Source organism: Burkholderia sp. YHN3-13 (assembly GCF_055810675.1).
Window position 1 is genome coordinate 495,083 of sequence record NZ_JBVVNQ010000002.1, and the last position, 16,303, is coordinate 511,385.

Consider the following 16,303-nt stretch of genomic DNA (forward strand, 5'->3'; position numbering starts at 1 on the left):
CGGTCATGCGTGCTGCGCATGCGCGTCGTGGCTGTGATCGCCGTGCACGAACGCCTGCAGCGACGCGACGCCGCGCTCTTTCGCCTCGAACAGGCTCTCGAGATGCTCGCGTGTGTTGACGAGCCCCTTCGCGCGCACCGTGCCGGTTTCGTCGAGCAGCACCGCGTACGGCAGCTTGCCGATCTGGTAGGCGAGTCCGAGTTCCTGCGACAGCACGTACGGGAAGCGTCCGAGGTCGTGCTTGCGCGCGAAGCGCGCGTGTTCGTCGACGTCGCCGTCGCTCGCGAGCACGATGTTCACCGGCGTCGCTTCGCTTGCCTGCAGCGACGGCAGCAGCGGCAGCAGCTTCTTGCAGACCGGGCACGTCGGCGACAGGAAGAACAGCAGCGTCGCCTTGCCGGCCGCATCGAAGCCGCCGACCTTCACCTGCGCGCCGCGAATGTCGGTCAGTTCGAATGTCGGCGCGATCGCGCCGACCGCCGGCCCCTTGTCGATCATCAGCGCGCCGGCCGGCATGATGCGTTCGTACAGGATGCCGATCTGGCGCACCAGCGCGAGGCAGATCGCGCCGAGCGCGAGGACGGCCACCCACAGCAGGGCGGTGGAAACGGTGAGAGCGGTTTGCATCATGAATTCCTCAAGTGGACAAGGCGCGGGACGTTGGCGAGCAGCACGTCGACGGTGAGCAGCGCGCAGACGATCAGCAGCGCGGAGAAGAACAGCGTCAGGTAGTCGAACCACACGACGGCGCGCGTGCCCGGTTCGACGAACGCGGTCGCGGCCAGCGCGACGAGCAGCAGCACGCGGCCGACATGCAGCCAGCCGATGCCGCGCGGCGCGTCCGCGCGCGCGGCGGTGAAGCCGGAACAGCCGCAGTCGATGTCGGTATGGCCGCGCAGCAGGTTGATCGCGAGCCCGGCCGCGAAGGCCAGCAGCAGCGCGATCAGGCCGAGCGCACCGGCCATGCGCGTATCGGGAAACAGCAGCGCTGCAGCGCCGATCGCTTCCGCGAGCGGAATCGCGAACGCGACGGGCGCGGTCAGCGTATCGGGCAACAGCCGGTAGCCGGCGAGCGCCCGACGGAACGCGGCGGGCCGGCGCATCTTCGCGAAGGCGCCGAGCAGCACGACGACGGCCGCGCCGGCTTGCGCGCTGGTGGCGAGTACGGGATCGAGGGTCATCGCGGCCTCACGGGTTGACGAGCAGCGACGACGTATTGCCGATCTGCTTCTCGACGTGCTGCAGCTTGCCGGTGCGCGCATCCATCACGACGAGGTCGGACGTCGCCGTCAGTCCGTAGAACAGCGGCTTGTCGTCCTCGCTGACCTGGATCGACACGAGCGGGTCGACCTTCTGCTGCGCGAGATCCCAGCGCGCGACACGCTGCTTCGACTTCAGGTCGTACACCCACACCTGCGTGCCGGGATCCTTGTGCGAGCCGTCGGCGCCCTTGTGCATCAGCACGTAGTAGCGGTTCTGCCTCGCCTGCACGGCCGTCTGCTGCATGCCGCCGGGGCGCCAGCCTTCGGTACGCTCGGCGTCCGTCAGCAACGGCCACGGCTTGCCGAACGCCGGCTGGTCGCCGCCGAAATCCGCGCTGCGCACGTTGCCGCCGTATGTCGTGAACAGATAGCCGCCGTTGTACCGCGACGCGTTCACGAAGGCCGGATCCTTGTCGACGTCGATGAACGCGTCCGACATCGTGCGCTTCGTTTCCTTGCCGTTCGCGTCGAGCGTGACGCTCAGCGCCTTGCCGCTCTCGCACAGCGCGGTGAAGCGGTCGTTGCCCGACGGATACGCGAGCACGCAGGCGGCCGTGTCGATCTCCGACAGCACCTTCTTCGTGACGGCGTCGATCACCGTCACCGACGCGGCCGGCGTGATGTTCGCGACGTACAGCCGCTTGCCGTCGGCGCTGAACGCGGTGTTGTACGGCGACGGCACATGCTGCGCATGCTTGGCCGGAATCACGATCTCGCCCGCGTGATCGAGCGTCGTGTTGTCGGTCATCTCGACGACGTCGGTGCGCGTGCCGTGCGAGCCGCGCGAGAAGTAGGTCGTCGCGACGAAGCTCGTCTTGTGGTCCGGCGAGATCGCGAGGCCGGGGCCGAAGCCGCCGTCGATCTGGCCGAGCAGCCTCTTCGCATCGGCGTCGTACACGTAGATGCGCCCGTCGGTCATCGACGGCATCGAGATGTCGACGATATAGACCTCGTGCGGATGCCATGGCGGCATCTTCTGCACGACCAGCTCCTCGGGCTGTTCCGTCGCGTTCGCGCTGCCGACCCACGCCGCCGCGCACGCCAGCGTCGCCGCGAGCGCCGCGCTTCGTCGCCTTGTCCTCATGTCGCCTCCAGTTGGGGATTCACGTAATGTGGGGCGACTGTAGTTCGACAATAAATCCGGTCAGCACCCGGACCGGCAACGCGTGCGTGCCGATTCGGGATATTGGAAATGCGCGTGAAAGCCTCGGCGGCGGGACGCCTTCCGACCCTCTGAAGAATGCGTGCGGAATCGCGCTCCCCCTTATTGCGCCGACCGCTCGGCCGGTTTAATCTTTCGCGGTCCTGCTCGACACCCCCGGAGGCGCTGTGTTCGTGTTTCACGAGATGTTCGACGACGCGGACCGGCATGCCGAGGCGCTGCGCGGCTGGAACCAGCGCTACGACCAGATCGGCCCGGGTTCGTACCGCAGCGCGGTCAAGCACGCGATGCTCGACGGCCTGCAGCTGTTCCAGGAAGCCGCGAACGTGCGCATCATCCAGCGCGGCCGGCTGCCGCCCGGCGATACGGTGTTCGGCATGCCGCTCACCGGCGCGGGCGCGTTCGCGTTTGGCGGCGCACGGATCGAACGCGGCACGATGGTGGTGGCACGCGGCGGCGTCCCGTTCGAACTGCATTCGCCCGACGACATGTCGCTGATCGGCGTCGTCGCCGATGCCGACCTGCTGCAGCAGGTCGAGGATGCCGCCGATGTGCGCCTCGACGAAGCGACGCTGCGGCGCGGCGTCGTCGACATGCCGACGGCCGTGCTGATGCGCGCGAGCGTGCAGATCGCGACGCAGCTCGAACGCGTGCTGTCCTCCCCCGAGACATACGCCGACGCACGCGTGCAGCGCGATCTGCGCGGCGAAGTCGGCAACGTGCTCGTCGATCTGCTCACGTACCGGATGCCCGAGCCGTCGAACCGGCTCACGCATGCATGCCGCGCCGACATCGTGCGCCGCGTGCACGACTACGTGATCGGGCACCCCGAAGCGCCGGTCGACGTGCTGAGCCTGTGCGCGCAGTTGCGCGTGAGCCGGCGCACGATGCAGAACAGCTTCCAGTCGGTCGTCCAGACGAGCCCGTTGCACTATGTGCGCTCGCTGCGCCTGTCGCAGGTGCGACGGATGCTGCTCGACACGCGGCAGGCCGAGGTGCCGATCAGCGATGCCGCCGCGCGCTGGGGCTTCATCCATCTCGGTCATTTCGCGAACGCGTACAAGGCGCAATTCGGCGAACTGCCGTCGACCACCGCGCGCCGTTCCATGCGCGGCACAAAAACGCGCTGACGCGCGCAAAACCCGCGATAATCTCTCGCTGACCGTTCGGCGCGAGCGAACCGGCGCGGCGCAGGCCCGCCCGATCGCCTCCCCGTGCGACGCGAGACGACCACCGGATTCGATCCCCTGCCCCGATGCCCGAGGATTTTCACTTCCTGTTGCTGCCCGGTTTCTCCGCGCTCGGCTTCATGTCGGCGGTCGAACCGCTGCGCGTCGCGAACCGCTTTCGCACCGAACTCTATCGCTGGCACGTGATCAGCGCCGACGGCGCGCCCGTCGCCGCGAGCAACGGCATTCCGGTCGCGGCCGAAGCCGCGTGCGCGGACGTCGAGCAGGTCGACACGGTGTTCGTCGTCGCGGGCTTCGATCCGCTCGTGTGCTACACGCGCGCGCTCGGCGACTGGCTGCGCCGCCAGCACCGCCACGGTGCGACGCTCGGCGGCATCGACACGGGCAGCTTCGTGCTCGCGGAAGCCGGGCTGTTCGACGCGTCGCAACCGCTCACGCTGCACTGGGAAGCGCTCGCCGCATTCCGCGAGCGCTATCCGGGCCTGAATGCGACGCAGGAACTGTTCGAGATCGACGACCGGCGCATCACGTGCGCGGGCGGCACCGCGTCGATCGACATGATGCTCGACCTGATCGGCCGCCGGCATGGCGCCGACCTCGCGGCGGCGATCTCCGAGCAGTTCGTCGTCAGCCGCATCCGGCAGCGCTCGGACAGCCAGCGGCTCGAGATCGCCGCACGCTACGGCGTGCACAACCGCAAGCTGATCCAGGTCATCGGCACGATGCAGCAGCACATGGAGAACCCGCTCGGCTCCGACGCGCTCGCGCAGGATGTGTCGATCACGCGGCGCCAGCTCGAACGGCTGTTCAGCGCGACCTTGAACGACACGCCGACGCACTTCTACCTGAACCTGCGCCTCGATCGCGCGCGCGAACTGCTGCAGCAGACCGACATGAGCATCACGTCGGTGTGCGTCGCCTGCGGGTTCGAATCGCCGTCGCATTTCTCGCGCACGTATCGCGCACGGTTCGGCGTCAGCCCGCGCAGCGATCGCCGCGCGACGCGCTGATCGTCGCGGCTTTTAATCACAATCCGGCGCGGTATTACGCGTTCCGGCAGCGTTTCCCGCCGTTCGCTGAACAATGCCGGCGATTGATCGGCCAACCGAGGCGATCATCGAAAATAATTTGGAATGTCGCTGAAAATATTCTGTAACATACCTCGCAATTAGATAGGCAGCCTAACGAGGCGCGCGACGTGCGCGACGCATCTCGTCCCGCACGGGCCGCCACCGATATCAATATCGATCCGAGGGGTAAGACATGACGATGCTCGATTCGCCGTCGCCGCACCTGCCTGCCGTTCGCTTCTCCATCGCCTCTTCCGCCTGTTTCTTTTCGACCTGACATTTAGGTTTCCTTAGTCAGTCGACACTCCCAACACCGCTTCGCCGCACCGGTTCCATCGAACCGGCGCGCGGGCCGTGTCGTGCCTGCGCGCCACGAACGCGCGGGCGTGTCCAACCGTTGAGATGAGGATCACGTATGCAGACATCACGCAACGCATTGCCGCTCGCCCTGGGTCTCGCGCTCGGCTTCGGCATCGTCGGCGGCACCCTGGCCGATACGAAGGTGTCGAACCCGCAGGCCGCGAGCCTGCGCGAAAGCCTGACGCGCGGCGTCGCGCCGCCGGCCGCGAAATCCGATACGGCCGGCGGGCAGTTCCGCGCGGACGGCATCGCCGTCACGCTGTACAACCCGGCCTATCGCGCCAGGAAGGCCGCCGCGACGCCCGCCGCGACCGCACGCGACTTCGTCGCATCGCAGGCGGCGCAACTCGGGCTCGACGCGACCGCGCTCGCGAGCCTCGTCGTCACGTCCGAGCGCAACGACGCCGACTTCACCGTCGTACGCCTGCAGCAGCAGGCCGCCGGACTGCCCGTGTACGGCAGCGACATCGCGGTGACGGTCGCGAAGGATGGCCGCATCCTGTACGTCGCGAGCAACACGATCAACGGGGTGGTCGCGACGACGCGCAAGTCGCAGGCCGTCGACCAGCAGCAGGCGCTCGACCGCGCCCGTGCGTATCTCGGCGTGAGCGGCTTCACGCATCTCGACGCGCGGCTCGTCGCGTTCGTCGACCAGGCCGGCACGCACACCGCGTGGAAGGTGCGCGGCCGCCCGCAGGACGGGCCGAAGGGCGACTGGGAATTGCTGATCGATTCGGGCAGCGGCGAAGTGCTGCGCGCCGAGGACAAGGCGTTCTACGCAACCGACGGCACCGGCTTCGTGTTCCGGCCCGATCCGCTGTCGCCGACGAAGAGCAGCTACGGCAGCACGGGCTACAAGGACAACAACGACGCCGATTCGACGCAGCTCACGGCCGCGCGCGTGCGCGTGACGCTGAAGGATCTCGCGCAGTCGGGTTCGCGCTACACGCTGACGGGCCCGTACGCGGCGTGCATCGATTTCGATGCGCCGCTCGACAAGGCATGCCCGTCGCAATCGACGCCCACGTTCGAGTTCACGCGCGGCAACCTGTACTTCGAGGCCGTGAACGCGTACTACCACATCGACACGTTCCTGCGTTACGTGAACCAGACGCTCGGCATCAAGGCGCTCCCGTACCAGTACACCGGCGGCGTGCAGTACGACCCGCACGGCGAATCGGGCGACGACAACTCGTCGTACTCGTCGAGCAGCGGCCGGCTGACCTTCGGTCAGGGCGGCGTCGACGACGCGGAAGATGCGGACGTCGTGATCCACGAACTCGGCCACGGCATCCACGACTGGGTGACGAACGGCGGCCTGTCGCAACAGGAAGGCTTGTCCGAAGGCACCGGCGACTATCTCGCCGCCGCGTACAGCCGCGACTTCAACCAGTGGAGCCCGTCGGACGCGCAGTACCACTGGGTCTACAACTGGGACGGCCACAACGAATACTGGGGCGGCCGCGTGACCAACTGGAACGTCGGGCGCACCTATGCGCAGGCACGCGGCGCGGAGATCCATACGGCCGGCCAGTACTGGGCGTCGTGCAACCTCGTCGCGCGCGACGCGATCGGCGCGCAGGCGATGGACAAGGCGTTCCTGAAGGGGCTGTCGATGACCAACAGCTCGACCAACCAGAAGGCCGCCGCGCAGGCCGTGCTGACGGCCGCATCCGCGCTCGGCTACAGCAACGCGCAGCTCACCGCGATCGGCAACGCGTACAACAAGAGCTGCACGTACGGCGTGACCGTCCCGCAGAAGTCGTAATTCCGCAGCAGGCGGGAGTGCGGCGCACGACCTGCGGCGCGCTCCCTTCATCGACATCGACATCGCCATCCTCACGAGATCGAACATGCCTACTCTGAAACCGACCCGCCTGAGCGCCGCGCTGGGCGGCATGCTGCTGACCGCCGCCGCGCACGCGACCCCCGTCTGGATCACGCTCGGCGACACCGCGTTGCGCCAGCTTCAGCGCATCGATGCAAGCGCCACCGTGCAATACAGCACGACCGTCGATGCCGGCAAGACGGCCGACGGCGGCCGCGCGCCGCGAAACCGTTCACGTCGTCGAGATCGACGATTCACGGCTCGGCGACCTCGCCCATGCCGTCCACCATACGCGCGGCCACGGGCCCGGCTACGTCGTGCACGATTCGTTCGACGACGCGCGGCAGGCACTGCAGCCGCTGCCCTTGACGCTCGCGAAACAGGCGGCGGCGCCTGTGTACAAGGTGTCGAACGCGCCGCAGATCGGTACCTGGATCCAGCAATTGCAGGCCAGCAACATCGTCGGCACGATCACGTCGCTGTCCGGCTTCACGAACCGCTACTACACGACGTCGCACGGCGTCGCCGCGTCGGACTGGCTCGCGCTGCAGTGGAAACAACTGGCCGGCCCACGCGCCGACATCACCGTCGAGCAGTTCGCGCACACCGGCTTTCCGCAGAAGTCCGTGATCCTGACGATTCGCGGCAGCGATCCCGCCGCCGGCACGATCGTGCTCGGCGGCCACCTCGATTCGACGGTCGGCCGCACGACGGAGAACACGCGCTCGCCCGGCGCGGACGACGATGCATCGGGCATCGCGAGTCTCACCGAAGCGCTGCGCGTGCTGATCGCGAACGACTACCGGCCGAAACGGACGATCAAGTTCGTCGGGTATGCGGCCGAGGAAGCCGGCCTGCTCGGCTCGAAGGCGATCGCGAAGCAGTTCCGCACGCAGAACGCGAACGTGGTCGGCGTGCTGCAGCTCGACATGACGAACTACAAGGGCGATCCGAAGGATATCTACCTGATCACCGACTACACGAGCTCGGCCCAGAACACCTACCTGACGAACCTGGCGAAGACCTACCTGCCGGAACTCGCGATCGGCACGTCGCAGTGCGGGTACGCGTGCTCGGATCACGCGTCGTGGAATGCGCAGGGTTATCCGGCATCGTTCCCGTTCGAGGCCGACCAGAACGACAGCCCGTATATCCACACGGTGAACGACACGCTGGAGAACTCGGACCGGCAGGCGAACCACGCGCTGAAGTTCGGCAAGCTGGCGCTGGCCTATGCGGTCGATCTCGGCGGGAACGCCGCAACGACGGCCAAGCCCTGACCGATCCGCGGCGCGCGGCCGTTCACCGTCACGCCGGAACGGGTGGCGCCGCGCGCCCCCGTTCCGATGCCGCGGCCCCTTCCGGATAGAATCGCCGTTCGACCACTACCGCACCCCGGTGCTCCGCCATGACCGATTTTTCCCGCTCCGTCGACGATCTGTCGCCCGCGCGCGTCACGACCGCGTTCGACCTGCCCGGCCACACGACCGTTCGTTCGCTCGGCGTCGTGCAGGGCATCGTCGTACGCTCGCGCTCGATCGTCGGCTCGTTCGGTGCGTCGCTGCAGACGATCTTCGGCGGCAACATCACGCTCTATACGTCGCTGTGCGAGAAAGCGCGCCAGCAGGCCTTCGACAAGATGCTGACCGACGCGCGCAAGCTCGGCGCGAACGCGATCGTCGCGATGCGCTACGACTCGACCGAAATCGGCTCGGGTGTCACGGAAGTCATCTGCTACGGCACGGCCGTGCGCGTGACGCAGGACGCGTGACGCCCGTCACGCGTCGCGCTCGAGCGATTTCATGTTCGTGAGCTGCGGGAACAGCCGCATCCACGTGAGCGCAACCGCGATCGTCGCCGCGCCGCCGACGACGATCGCCGTCGGCGCGCCCCACCACGCGGCCGTCACGCCCGATTCGAATTCGCCGAGCTGGTTCGACGTGCCGATGAACAGCGCGTTGACCGCGCTCACGCGACCGAGCATGTCGTCGGGCGTGCGCAACTGCACGAGCGACAGGCGCACGACGACGCTGATCACGTCCGACGCGCCGAGCGCGGCCAGCGCGACGAGCGACAGCGCGAAGTGCCGCGACAACCCGAACACGATCGTCGCGATGCCGAACGCGATCACGCCGCCGAACATCGCGCGGCCCGGCCGCCCTTTCAGCGGAAAGCGCGTGAGCCACAGCGTGCCCGCGAGCGCACCGACCGCCGGCGCCGCGCGCAGCGCGCCGAGCCCCCACGGGCCAACCTGCAGGATGTCGCGCGCGTAGATCGGCAGCAGCGCGGTCGCGCCGCCGAACAGCACCGCGAACAGGTCGAGCGACAGCGCGCCGAGGATCGCCGGCTCGCGCCGGATGAACGCGATCCCCGAGAACACCGAGCGCAGCGTGACCGGCTCGCGGGCAGGCGGCGCGCCGCGCAACGGAATCGTGCTGCTCAGCATGGCCGCGATCGCGAATGCGGCGACGCTCGTCCCGAACGCGACGGGCGCACCGACGCCATAGAGGAGCCCCCCGAACGCGGGCCCGAGGATCTGCGCGGCCTGGTTCGCGGACGTCGACAGCGCGGTCGCGCGCGGCAGGTCGGTGCGCGGCACGACGGCCGGCAGCAGCGACGACACCGACGGCGACTCGAACGCGCGCGCCGTGCCGACGATCGCCGCGAGCGCATACACGGCCGGCGCGGCCAGCCACCCTTGCACGGCGCCGAGCAGGAACACGCCGGCGGCCAGCGCCTCGACACCCTGGCAGATCGTCGCGATGCGCCGGCGGTCGTAGCGATCGGCCACCTGCCCGACGACGAGCGTCAGCGCGAACATCGGCACGAACTGCGCGAGCCCGACGAGGCCGAGCGCGAACGCGCTGTGCGTGAGCGCGTAGACATACCAGCCGATCGCAACCGACAGGATCTGGAAAGCCAGGGAAGACATCACGCGCGTGCCCCAGAAACGCTGGAACGGCGCGTGGCGGAACAGGTTGGCGGGTAACGGAGACGGCGAACTGGAGTCGGGTAACGGGGCGGTCATCGGCGAGACGTCATCGAAGGAAGGCCGGCGATCGCCGATACGCGATGCGGCCAAACCGCGATGATAGCTTCAACCGCCGAAACCCTGCCGCACGCCCGGCCGAGGCAGGCGCGGCCGGCATGCGCCGCGCGACGCCGCATCGAATCGCACCATGAAAAAAAAAGCGCGAACCTCGGTTCGCGCCAAAGAGAGATCTCGCTGAAGACGTCGCTGCCCTGCTCCACCCCGCTCAGAACGAATGCCGCATCCCGATCCGCACGTCGGCCTGCGTCTGCGTCGTCGACGGCGTGAAGCTGTAGCCGACCACCGCATCGACGCCCTGCGACGCGCGCAGGTAGTCGCCGGAGATATACACGTCGGTGCGCTTCGACAGCAGGTAATGCAGGCCCGCCGTGCCCTGGTTCCAGTGATGGCCTTCGAAGCGCGTGTGCTGGTAGCCCGCGATCAGGCTGAGCGCCGGCGTGAACTGGTACAGGCCGCCGCCTTCATACACCTGCATGTGCGACGACTGGCCGAAGCCCTTGATCGTCGTGTACGAGAAGTTGGCGTCGAGCGTCAGCTTGCCGATCGTGTAGCTCGAGCCGATGCCGAACGTGCCCTGGCTGTCGACGTCCATCGGCGTGTTCGCGAACAGGTCGGTGCGCGCGCCGGTCGCCGGGTCGACGGTGACGGTCTGCTGGCCGAGGAACGTGTGCGTGCCGATCATCGCGTACGGGTCGAACGCGTAGATACCGTTCGGGTTGTTCAGGCGCGTGTACGCGGCGCCGATCGAGAAGTCGCCCTTCGTGAAGCTCGCGCCCGCGCTCCATGCGCTGTTGCGATGGAAGTTGCCCGCGACGTTGCCGAACGAGTACATCGCGCCGACCTTGAAGCCGTTGAGGTCGTTCGACAGGAACTTCACCGAGTTCGGCAGGCGGTCGCCGTTGAAGCGGTCGAAGTCGCCCTGGTGGATCGCATAGCCGCTGCCCCACGCCGAGATGTTGTAGATCGACACGAGTTCGTTCGTGATGTCGAGCTGGTTGCCGAACGACAGCGTGCCCCAGTCGTTCTGCAGGCCGACATACGCCTGCCGGCCGAATTCGGCGCCGCCGAAGCCGAGTTGACCGTTGCCGAGGCGGAAGCCGCTCTCGAGCGTGAACACGGCTTTCAGGCCGCCGCCCAGGTCTTCGGTGCCCTTCAGCCCGAAGCGGTTCCCGTACGCGACGCCGTCGTCGAACTTGACGACGTGCGAGCCGCCCGTGTTGTTCACGTACGTGATGCCCGCGTCGAGAATCCCGTACAGCGTCACGCTGCTCTGCGCGTGCCCGATGGCGGGAATGCAGGCCGCGCATGCAAGCGCGGCGGCTACGGCAACTTTCGTGTGCTTCATTGTCGACCACCCTCCCTGAACCGTTCGATGGATAGAATCTCGTCCCGGCGCGTGCCGCGATGCGCCGGCGGATTCGAATTCAGACCGCCAGCTGGCTTCGGCATTTCGTTTTCCGCAATAACGCAGCCATTGGCGAAAAATACAAACCCATATTTCTCGCCACCCGTCTGAAGGCGACACTAAATGGTCACGATGCGACCGGTCGGGAAAACACGTAGACGGGCGGCACGGCGAAAACGGCCGCCCGGCGGGAGGGAATCAGCGGCCGTCGAGGGCCGCGCGCACCGCCGGCAGGCCCGGTGCGCCGGCCGCCGTCGTCACGCCGTCCAGCCAGCCGGCGACCAGCGCCGGGTCGGCCTTCAGCGCATGCTGCGCCGCGAGCGCGGGCGACGTCTTGTTGTCGAGCATGTCGGCGATCATCCGGTTCTCGACGTCGACGGAGAAGGTCATCTGCCGGAACAGGCGTGCGAGGTTCGCGCACTGGCCGGCGAACCCGGCACGCGTGACCGTGTTGACCGTCGCGCCGCCGTAGTTCGGGCCGAAGTACGCATCGCCGCCGGACAGATAGGTCAGATGGAACTTCGTGTTCATCAGATGCGGCTCCCAGGCCAGGAACACGATCCAGCGCTTGTCGCGCACCGCCCGCTCGACCTGCGTGAGCATGCCCGTCTCGCTCGATTCGACGAGCGACCAGTTCGACGGGCCGAGCGCGTGGTCGGTGAGCATCCGCTTGATGTTCTGGTTCGCGGGCGCGCCGGGCTCGATCCCGTAGATCTTGCCGCCGAAGCGGTCCGCATGACGCGCGAGATCGGCGAACGTATGCACGCCGGCGGCCGCCACGTAGTCGGGCACCGCGAGCGTGAACTTCGCGCCGCTCAGGTTCGCGTGCAGCACGTCGATCGACTTGTCGTCGACGAACGGCTTCACGAGCGGCGCCTGCGCGGGCATCCAGTTGCCGAGGAACACGTCGACCTGCCCTTTCTTCAGCCCCTGGTACGTGATCGGCACCGACAGGTTCGCTACCTCCTGCCGGTAGCCGAGCGCCTTCAGCACGACACCCGCCATCGCGTTCGTCGCGTCGATGTCGGTCCAGCCGGGCGCCGCCATCTTCACGTCGCCGCACGTCCGAGGGTCGGCCGCCCGTGCGCCCTGCGTCGTCACCAGGCACGCGGCCGCGGCGAGCGCCGCGCCGATCCGGATTGCTGCATTGCATTGCCGTTTCATCGTCCGCTTCCTCCGTCGTTCGTTCATGTTCGCGAGGCGGGACGCTCAGCGCCCGACCCGCGGAAAACGCGCCATCGCCTCGAGCGTGTCGAGTTCGATGTGATTGCGCATGTAACGCTGGCTCGCGTCGGTGAACGGCTGCCAGTCCCACGCCTGGATGCGGCCCTGCGTCGTCGCCGCGTAATGGAAGCGCCGGCGCCGCTGGCTCGCGCGCACCTGCCGGTCGAGCTCGGGCAGGTTCCAGCGCCCCGCGGCTTCCGCGCGGAACGCGGCGAGCACGTCGGCGGCCTCGGGCACGCCGGCCAGGTTCGTCAGCTCGCGCGGGTCGTCCGACAGGTGGTAGAGCTGGTCGGGATCGAGCGGGCAATGCACGTACTTCCAGTCGCCGCGCCGGATCATCACGACCGGCGCGAGCGCGCCTTCCGCGAGGTATTCGCCGAGCGCGACATCGTGCGCGGGCGTGCCGTGCAGGTGCGGCACGAGGCTCGCGCCGTCGACCGGGTCGGGCCAGCCGCCGGCGGGCGCGGCGCCGGCCAGGTCGACGAGCGTCGGCAGCAGGTCGAGATGCGACACGGGCCCGCGCACGCGCGCGGCGCCGAAGCGGCCCGGCGCATGGACGATCAACGGAACGCGGCAGCCGCCCTCGAAGAACGTCATCTTGTACCAGAGCCCGCGCTCGCCGAGCATGTCGCCATGGTCGGACGTGACGATCACGATCGTGTCGTCGGCGAAACCGCACTGCTCCAGCGCGGCCAGCACGCTGCCGAACTGCGCGTCGACATAGGACGTCGCGCCGTAGTACGCATGGCGCGCGGCGCGGATCTGCGCGTCGGTGGGCGGCGTGCGATCGTTCTCGCAGACGACGCGCAGCCGCTGCGAATGCGGATCGCTTTCCGCCGCATCGAGCCGCACGGCCGGCATGTCGATCTCGTCGTCGCGGTACAGATCCCAGTATTCGCGCGTGATCGCGTACGGGTCGTGCGGATGGGTCAGCGACACGACCATGCAGAACGGCCGCGCATCGTGCCCGGCCGCGCGCTCGCGCGCGACGTCGTAGAGCTTCTGCTTCGCGGCGAACGTGACTTCGTCGTCGAAATCGAGCTGGTTCGTGCGCACGCACGGGCCCGCCTCCAGCACCGAGCTCATGTTGTGATACCAGCTCGGCCGCTCGCCCGGCTGGTCCCAGTCGGGCACCCAGCCGAAATCGGCCGGATAGATGTCGGTCGTGAGCCGTTCCTCGAAGCCGTGCAACTGGTCGGGCCCGCAGAAATGCATCTTGCCGGACAGCATCGTCCGGTAGCCGCCCGCGCGCAGGTAGTGCGCGAACGTCAGCGTTTGCGCCGGCAACTCGGCGGCGTTATCGTAGGCGCCGATCCCCGACGGCCGCTTGCCGGTCAGCAGCGAGAACCGCGACGGTGCGCACAGCGGGCTCGCGCAGTAGGCGGCGTCGAACACCACGCCTTGCGCGGCGAGCCGGTCGAGCGTCGGCGTGCGTGCGACGCGGTTGCCGTAGGCCGGCAGCGCGAACGGCGTCAACTGGTCGGCCATCAGGATCAGGATGTTGGGTGTCGGGTTCGTCATGAGCGGTCGTGGGGAAAGCGGTGTTCGAACGGAGCGGCGCGCCGCTCCGGCGGCGGTACGTCCGGCATGACGGAGACAGCCCGCAGAAACCGCCGCGCACGCGGGCCGCGCTGGCTAGAATCGCGGAACGCATTGCCCGGCGGCCGCGAAGCGCGTGTGCCGCACCGTCCGATGCACTATCGCCCGCCCGAATTCGCGCGGGTAGGCGTCCGGCCCTTATGGGGCCATTAGAGAGACTTATGTCGAAACCGGAACCGTTACCGTCGATGCAGGCGCTGCGCGCGTTCGAATCGGCCGCCCGGCTCGCGAGCTTCACGGCCGCCGCGCGCGAGCTGGGCTCGACGCAGCCGGCCGTGAGCCAGCAGGTGTACCAGCTCGAAGCCGAACTGGGCGTGCCGCTGTTCGAGCGCAGCCCGCGCGGCGTCACGCTGACGGCCGACGGCCAGTGCCTGTACGAAGCGGTGCGGCTGAGCCTCGACACGCTGCGCGGCGCGACCGCCACGCTGCGCGCGCGCCGCGAGCACGGCGCGCTCACGATCGTCACCGACTTCGGCTTCGCGACCTACTGGCTGATGCCGCGGCTCGCCGGCCTGAAGCGCGTGATGCCGGACGTCGACGTGCGCGTCGTCACGTCACAGGATTACGACCCGCAGCGCGACCACGCCGACATCGCGATCCTGTTCGGCGACGGTCACTGGCCGTCGTGCACGGCCGCACGGCTCTTTCCGGAATCGGTCACGCCCGTGTGCTCGCCTGCGTTCCGCGCCGCGCACCGCGACGTCGCGCGGGCCGACCACCTGCTCGCACTGCCGCTGCTGCACGTGCAGCCGACGCGCCCCGAGCGCTGGCTGTCGTGGTCCGGCTGGTTCGACGCGCATGGCCTCGAGCCGCCGCCCGCCGCGCGCGGCGTGACCTTCAACAGCTACGCGCTCGTGATCCATGCGGCGCTGCTCGGCGAAGGCGTCGCGCTCGGCTGGTCGCCGCTCGTCGACGAGCTCGTCGCGTCCGGCCAGCTCGTGAAGCTCGTCGACGCGCCCGTCGTCACGTCGCGCGGCTACTTCCTGGTGCGCCCGCCGCAGCGGCCCGAGCCGGATGCGACCCACGTGTTCCGGCGCTGGCTGCTCGACGCCTGCGCCGGCGCCTGACGGGCCCGGCCGGCCCGCACGCGCTGGCGCGCCGATACCAGCCACACGGCGCGTTGGTTCTATCCGCCCCGGAATCGTCCTGATTTACTTGAGCCTCCCGCTACCCGCGCGGTGCGGCGCCGTCGTGCGCCGCCGCACGGCCGTGCGCCCATGCCAACCGAGGAGTCTCATGACCGCCGAGCACCGCCCCGATCAATTCGTCCTGACGCTGTCGTGCCCGAGCGCGGCCGGCCAGGTCGCCGCCGTCGTCGGCTTTCTCGATCGCCATCGCTGCTACGTCGATGCGCTGAACGTGTTCGACGACGACCTCAGCAACCGCTTCTTCGTACGCTGCGTGTTTCATCCGACGGATGAAACGCTGCAGATCGACGCGCTGCGCCAGGAATTCACGCCGATCGCCGCGAGCCTCGGCGGCGCGCAGGGCGACATGCAATGGGCGATCCATGACGTGAACGCACGGCCGAAGGTACTGATCATGGTGTCGAAGCTCGAGCACTGCCTCGCGGACCTGCTGTTCCGCTGGCGGATGGGCGAGCTGAAGATGGACATCGTCGGCATCGTGTCGAACCACCCCGATTTCGAGCCGCTCGCCGCCCAGCACGGGCTGCCGTTCCGGCACTTCCCGATCACGGCCGACACGAAGGCGCAGCAGGAAGCGCAGTGGCTCGACTTCTTCGAATCGAGCGGCGCCGAACTCGTGATCCTCGCGCGCTACATGCAGGTGCTGTCGCAGGAAACGAGCGCGAAGCTCGCGAACCGCGCGATCAACATCCATCATTCGTTCCTGCCCGGCTTCAAGGGCGCGAAACCGTATCATCAGGCGCACGCACGCGGCGTGAAGCTGATCGGCGCGACGGCTCATTTCGTCACCGACGATCTCGACGAAGGGCCGATCATCGAGCAGGTCGTCGAGCGCGTCGATCATGCGCTGCGGCCGGAGCAATTGCTCGCGGTGGGGCGCGACGTCGAAAGCCTCACGCTCGCGCGCGCGGTGAAGGCATTCATCGAGCGGCGCGTGTTCCTGAACGGCGACCGGACGGTGGTCTTTCCGTAGGCATGCGAAGCGGCGGCCGGCTCGCCCCGT

General features: G+C 68.3%; 13 protein-coding genes and 1 pseudogene. 7 read left to right on the top strand and 7 right to left on the bottom strand.

Annotated elements, in window-relative coordinates; translation table 11 throughout:
- Positions 1–3: 3 nt before the first annotated feature.
- Genes mauD through AC0KUR_RS07150 form a run of 3 tightly spaced genes read right to left on the bottom strand, consistent with a single transcriptional unit; the run spans position 4 to position 2,346 of the window.
- Complete coding sequence (gene mauD, locus AC0KUR_RS07140; RefSeq protein WP_059556895.1) at positions 4–630, bottom strand: methylamine dehydrogenase accessory protein MauD; 627 nt, start codon at positions 628–630, stop codon at positions 4–6.
- Positions 627–1,181 carry a MauE/DoxX family redox-associated membrane protein gene (locus AC0KUR_RS07145; RefSeq protein ID WP_473375605.1) on the bottom strand — a complete coding sequence of 185 codons (555 nt, stop codon included), beginning with the start codon at positions 1,179–1,181 and terminating at the stop codon, positions 627–629. The genes mauD and AC0KUR_RS07145 overlap by 4 nt, the downstream gene beginning before the upstream one ends.
- 7 nt (positions 1,182–1,188) lie before the next feature.
- Positions 1,189–2,346, bottom strand: a complete 1,158-nt coding sequence (locus tag AC0KUR_RS07150; RefSeq protein WP_226252705.1) for an amine dehydrogenase large subunit — start codon at positions 2,344–2,346, stop codon at positions 1,189–1,191.
- 245 nt (positions 2,347–2,591) lie between these two features.
- On the opposite strand from AC0KUR_RS07150, the gene AC0KUR_RS07155 reads away from it, so the two are divergent.
- The 5 genes and pseudogenes from AC0KUR_RS07155 to AC0KUR_RS07175 all read left to right on the top strand — a co-directional run bounded on the left by AC0KUR_RS07155 (position 2,592) and on the right by AC0KUR_RS07175 (position 8,643).
- Positions 2,592–3,554 (top strand): helix-turn-helix domain-containing protein, encoded by a 963-nt coding sequence (locus tag AC0KUR_RS07155; RefSeq protein WP_226252706.1) that lies wholly within the window; start codon positions 2,592–2,594, stop codon positions 3,552–3,554.
- A gap of 125 nt (positions 3,555–3,679) precedes the next feature.
- Positions 3,680–4,624: a GlxA family transcriptional regulator gene (locus tag AC0KUR_RS07160; RefSeq protein WP_034186108.1), complete on the top strand. Its 945-nt coding sequence runs from the start codon at positions 3,680–3,682 to the stop codon at positions 4,622–4,624.
- 475 nt (positions 4,625–5,099) lie between these two features.
- On the top strand, positions 5,100–6,812 hold the full coding sequence (locus tag AC0KUR_RS07165) for a M36 family metallopeptidase (RefSeq protein ID WP_473375606.1): 1,713 nt from the start codon (positions 5,100–5,102) through the stop codon (positions 6,810–6,812).
- 85 nt (positions 6,813–6,897) lie between these two features.
- Positions 6,898–8,152, top strand: a pseudogene (locus AC0KUR_RS07170) (M20/M25/M40 family metallo-hydrolase).
- A gap of 128 nt (positions 8,153–8,280) precedes the next feature.
- Positions 8,281–8,643, top strand: a complete 363-nt coding sequence (locus tag AC0KUR_RS07175) for a YbjQ family protein (RefSeq protein WP_034186105.1) — start codon at positions 8,281–8,283, stop codon at positions 8,641–8,643.
- 6 nt (positions 8,644–8,649) lie between these two features.
- Here the strand turns inward: AC0KUR_RS07175 and AC0KUR_RS07180 are convergent, their stop codons facing one another.
- From AC0KUR_RS07180 to betC, 4 genes are all read right to left on the bottom strand, one after another.
- Positions 8,650–9,900, bottom strand: a complete 1,251-nt coding sequence (locus tag AC0KUR_RS07180; protein ID WP_034186104.1) for an MFS transporter — start codon at positions 9,898–9,900, stop codon at positions 8,650–8,652.
- A 229-nt stretch (positions 9,901–10,129) separates the two neighbouring features.
- The gene (locus AC0KUR_RS07185) at positions 10,130–11,269 is read right to left on the bottom strand and encodes a porin (protein WP_034186103.1); all 1,140 of its coding nucleotides are present in this window, start codon (positions 11,267–11,269) and stop codon (positions 10,130–10,132) included.
- A gap of 258 nt (positions 11,270–11,527) precedes the next feature.
- Positions 11,528–12,493 carry a choline ABC transporter substrate-binding protein gene (choX, locus tag AC0KUR_RS07190; protein WP_034186214.1) on the bottom strand — a complete coding sequence of 322 codons (966 nt, stop codon included), beginning with the start codon at positions 12,491–12,493 and terminating at the stop codon, positions 11,528–11,530.
- 45 nt (positions 12,494–12,538) lie between these two features.
- Positions 12,539–14,074, bottom strand: coding sequence for a choline-sulfatase (gene betC, locus AC0KUR_RS07195; protein ID WP_473375607.1), 1,536 nt, complete (start codon positions 14,072–14,074; stop codon positions 12,539–12,541).
- A 239-nt stretch (positions 14,075–14,313) separates the two neighbouring features.
- Here betC and AC0KUR_RS07200 point away from each other — a divergent pair, with 239 nt between their 5' ends.
- Together AC0KUR_RS07200 and purU are read left to right on the top strand one after the other, a co-directional pair.
- Positions 14,314–15,219, top strand: coding sequence for a choline sulfate utilization transcriptional regulator (locus AC0KUR_RS07200; protein ID WP_175026763.1), 906 nt, complete (start codon positions 14,314–14,316; stop codon positions 15,217–15,219).
- Positions 15,220–15,388: 169 nt separating this feature from the next.
- Positions 15,389–16,273 (top strand): formyltetrahydrofolate deformylase, encoded by an 885-nt coding sequence (gene purU, locus AC0KUR_RS07205; protein WP_473375608.1) that lies wholly within the window; start codon positions 15,389–15,391, stop codon positions 16,271–16,273.
- The last annotated feature ends 30 nt before the right edge of the window (positions 16,274–16,303 follow it).

Excerpts from the sequence above, each read along its gene's own strand:
- purU (WP_473375608.1), top strand. The coding sequence starts at position 15,389 with ATGACCGCCGAGCACCGCCCCGATCAATTCGTCCTGACGCTGTCGTGC.
- mauD (WP_059556895.1), bottom strand. The coding sequence starts at position 630 with ATGATGCAAACCGCTCTCACCGTTTCCACCGCCCTGCTGTGGGTGGCC.
- AC0KUR_RS07165 (WP_473375606.1), top strand. The coding sequence starts at position 5,100 with ATGCAGACATCACGCAACGCATTGCCGCTCGCCCTGGGTCTCGCGCTC.
- AC0KUR_RS07160 (WP_034186108.1), top strand. The coding sequence starts at position 3,680 with ATGCCCGAGGATTTTCACTTCCTGTTGCTGCCCGGTTTCTCCGCGCTC.
- AC0KUR_RS07145 (WP_473375605.1), bottom strand. The coding sequence starts at position 1,181 with ATGACCCTCGATCCCGTACTCGCCACCAGCGCGCAAGCCGGCGCGGCC.
- AC0KUR_RS07175 (WP_034186105.1), top strand. The coding sequence starts at position 8,281 with ATGACCGATTTTTCCCGCTCCGTCGACGATCTGTCGCCCGCGCGCGTC.
- AC0KUR_RS07200 (WP_175026763.1), top strand. The coding sequence starts at position 14,314 with ATGTCGAAACCGGAACCGTTACCGTCGATGCAGGCGCTGCGCGCGTTC.
- AC0KUR_RS07180 (WP_034186104.1), bottom strand. The coding sequence starts at position 9,900 with ATGACCGCCCCGTTACCCGACTCCAGTTCGCCGTCTCCGTTACCCGCC.
- AC0KUR_RS07185 (WP_034186103.1), bottom strand. The coding sequence starts at position 11,269 with ATGAAGCACACGAAAGTTGCCGTAGCCGCCGCGCTTGCATGCGCGGCC.
- choX (WP_034186214.1), bottom strand. The coding sequence starts at position 12,493 with ATGAAACGGCAATGCAATGCAGCAATCCGGATCGGCGCGGCGCTCGCC.
- AC0KUR_RS07150 (WP_226252705.1), bottom strand. The coding sequence starts at position 2,346 with ATGAGGACAAGGCGACGAAGCGCGGCGCTCGCGGCGACGCTGGCGTGC.
- betC (WP_473375607.1), bottom strand. The coding sequence starts at position 14,074 with ATGACGAACCCGACACCCAACATCCTGATCCTGATGGCCGACCAGTTG.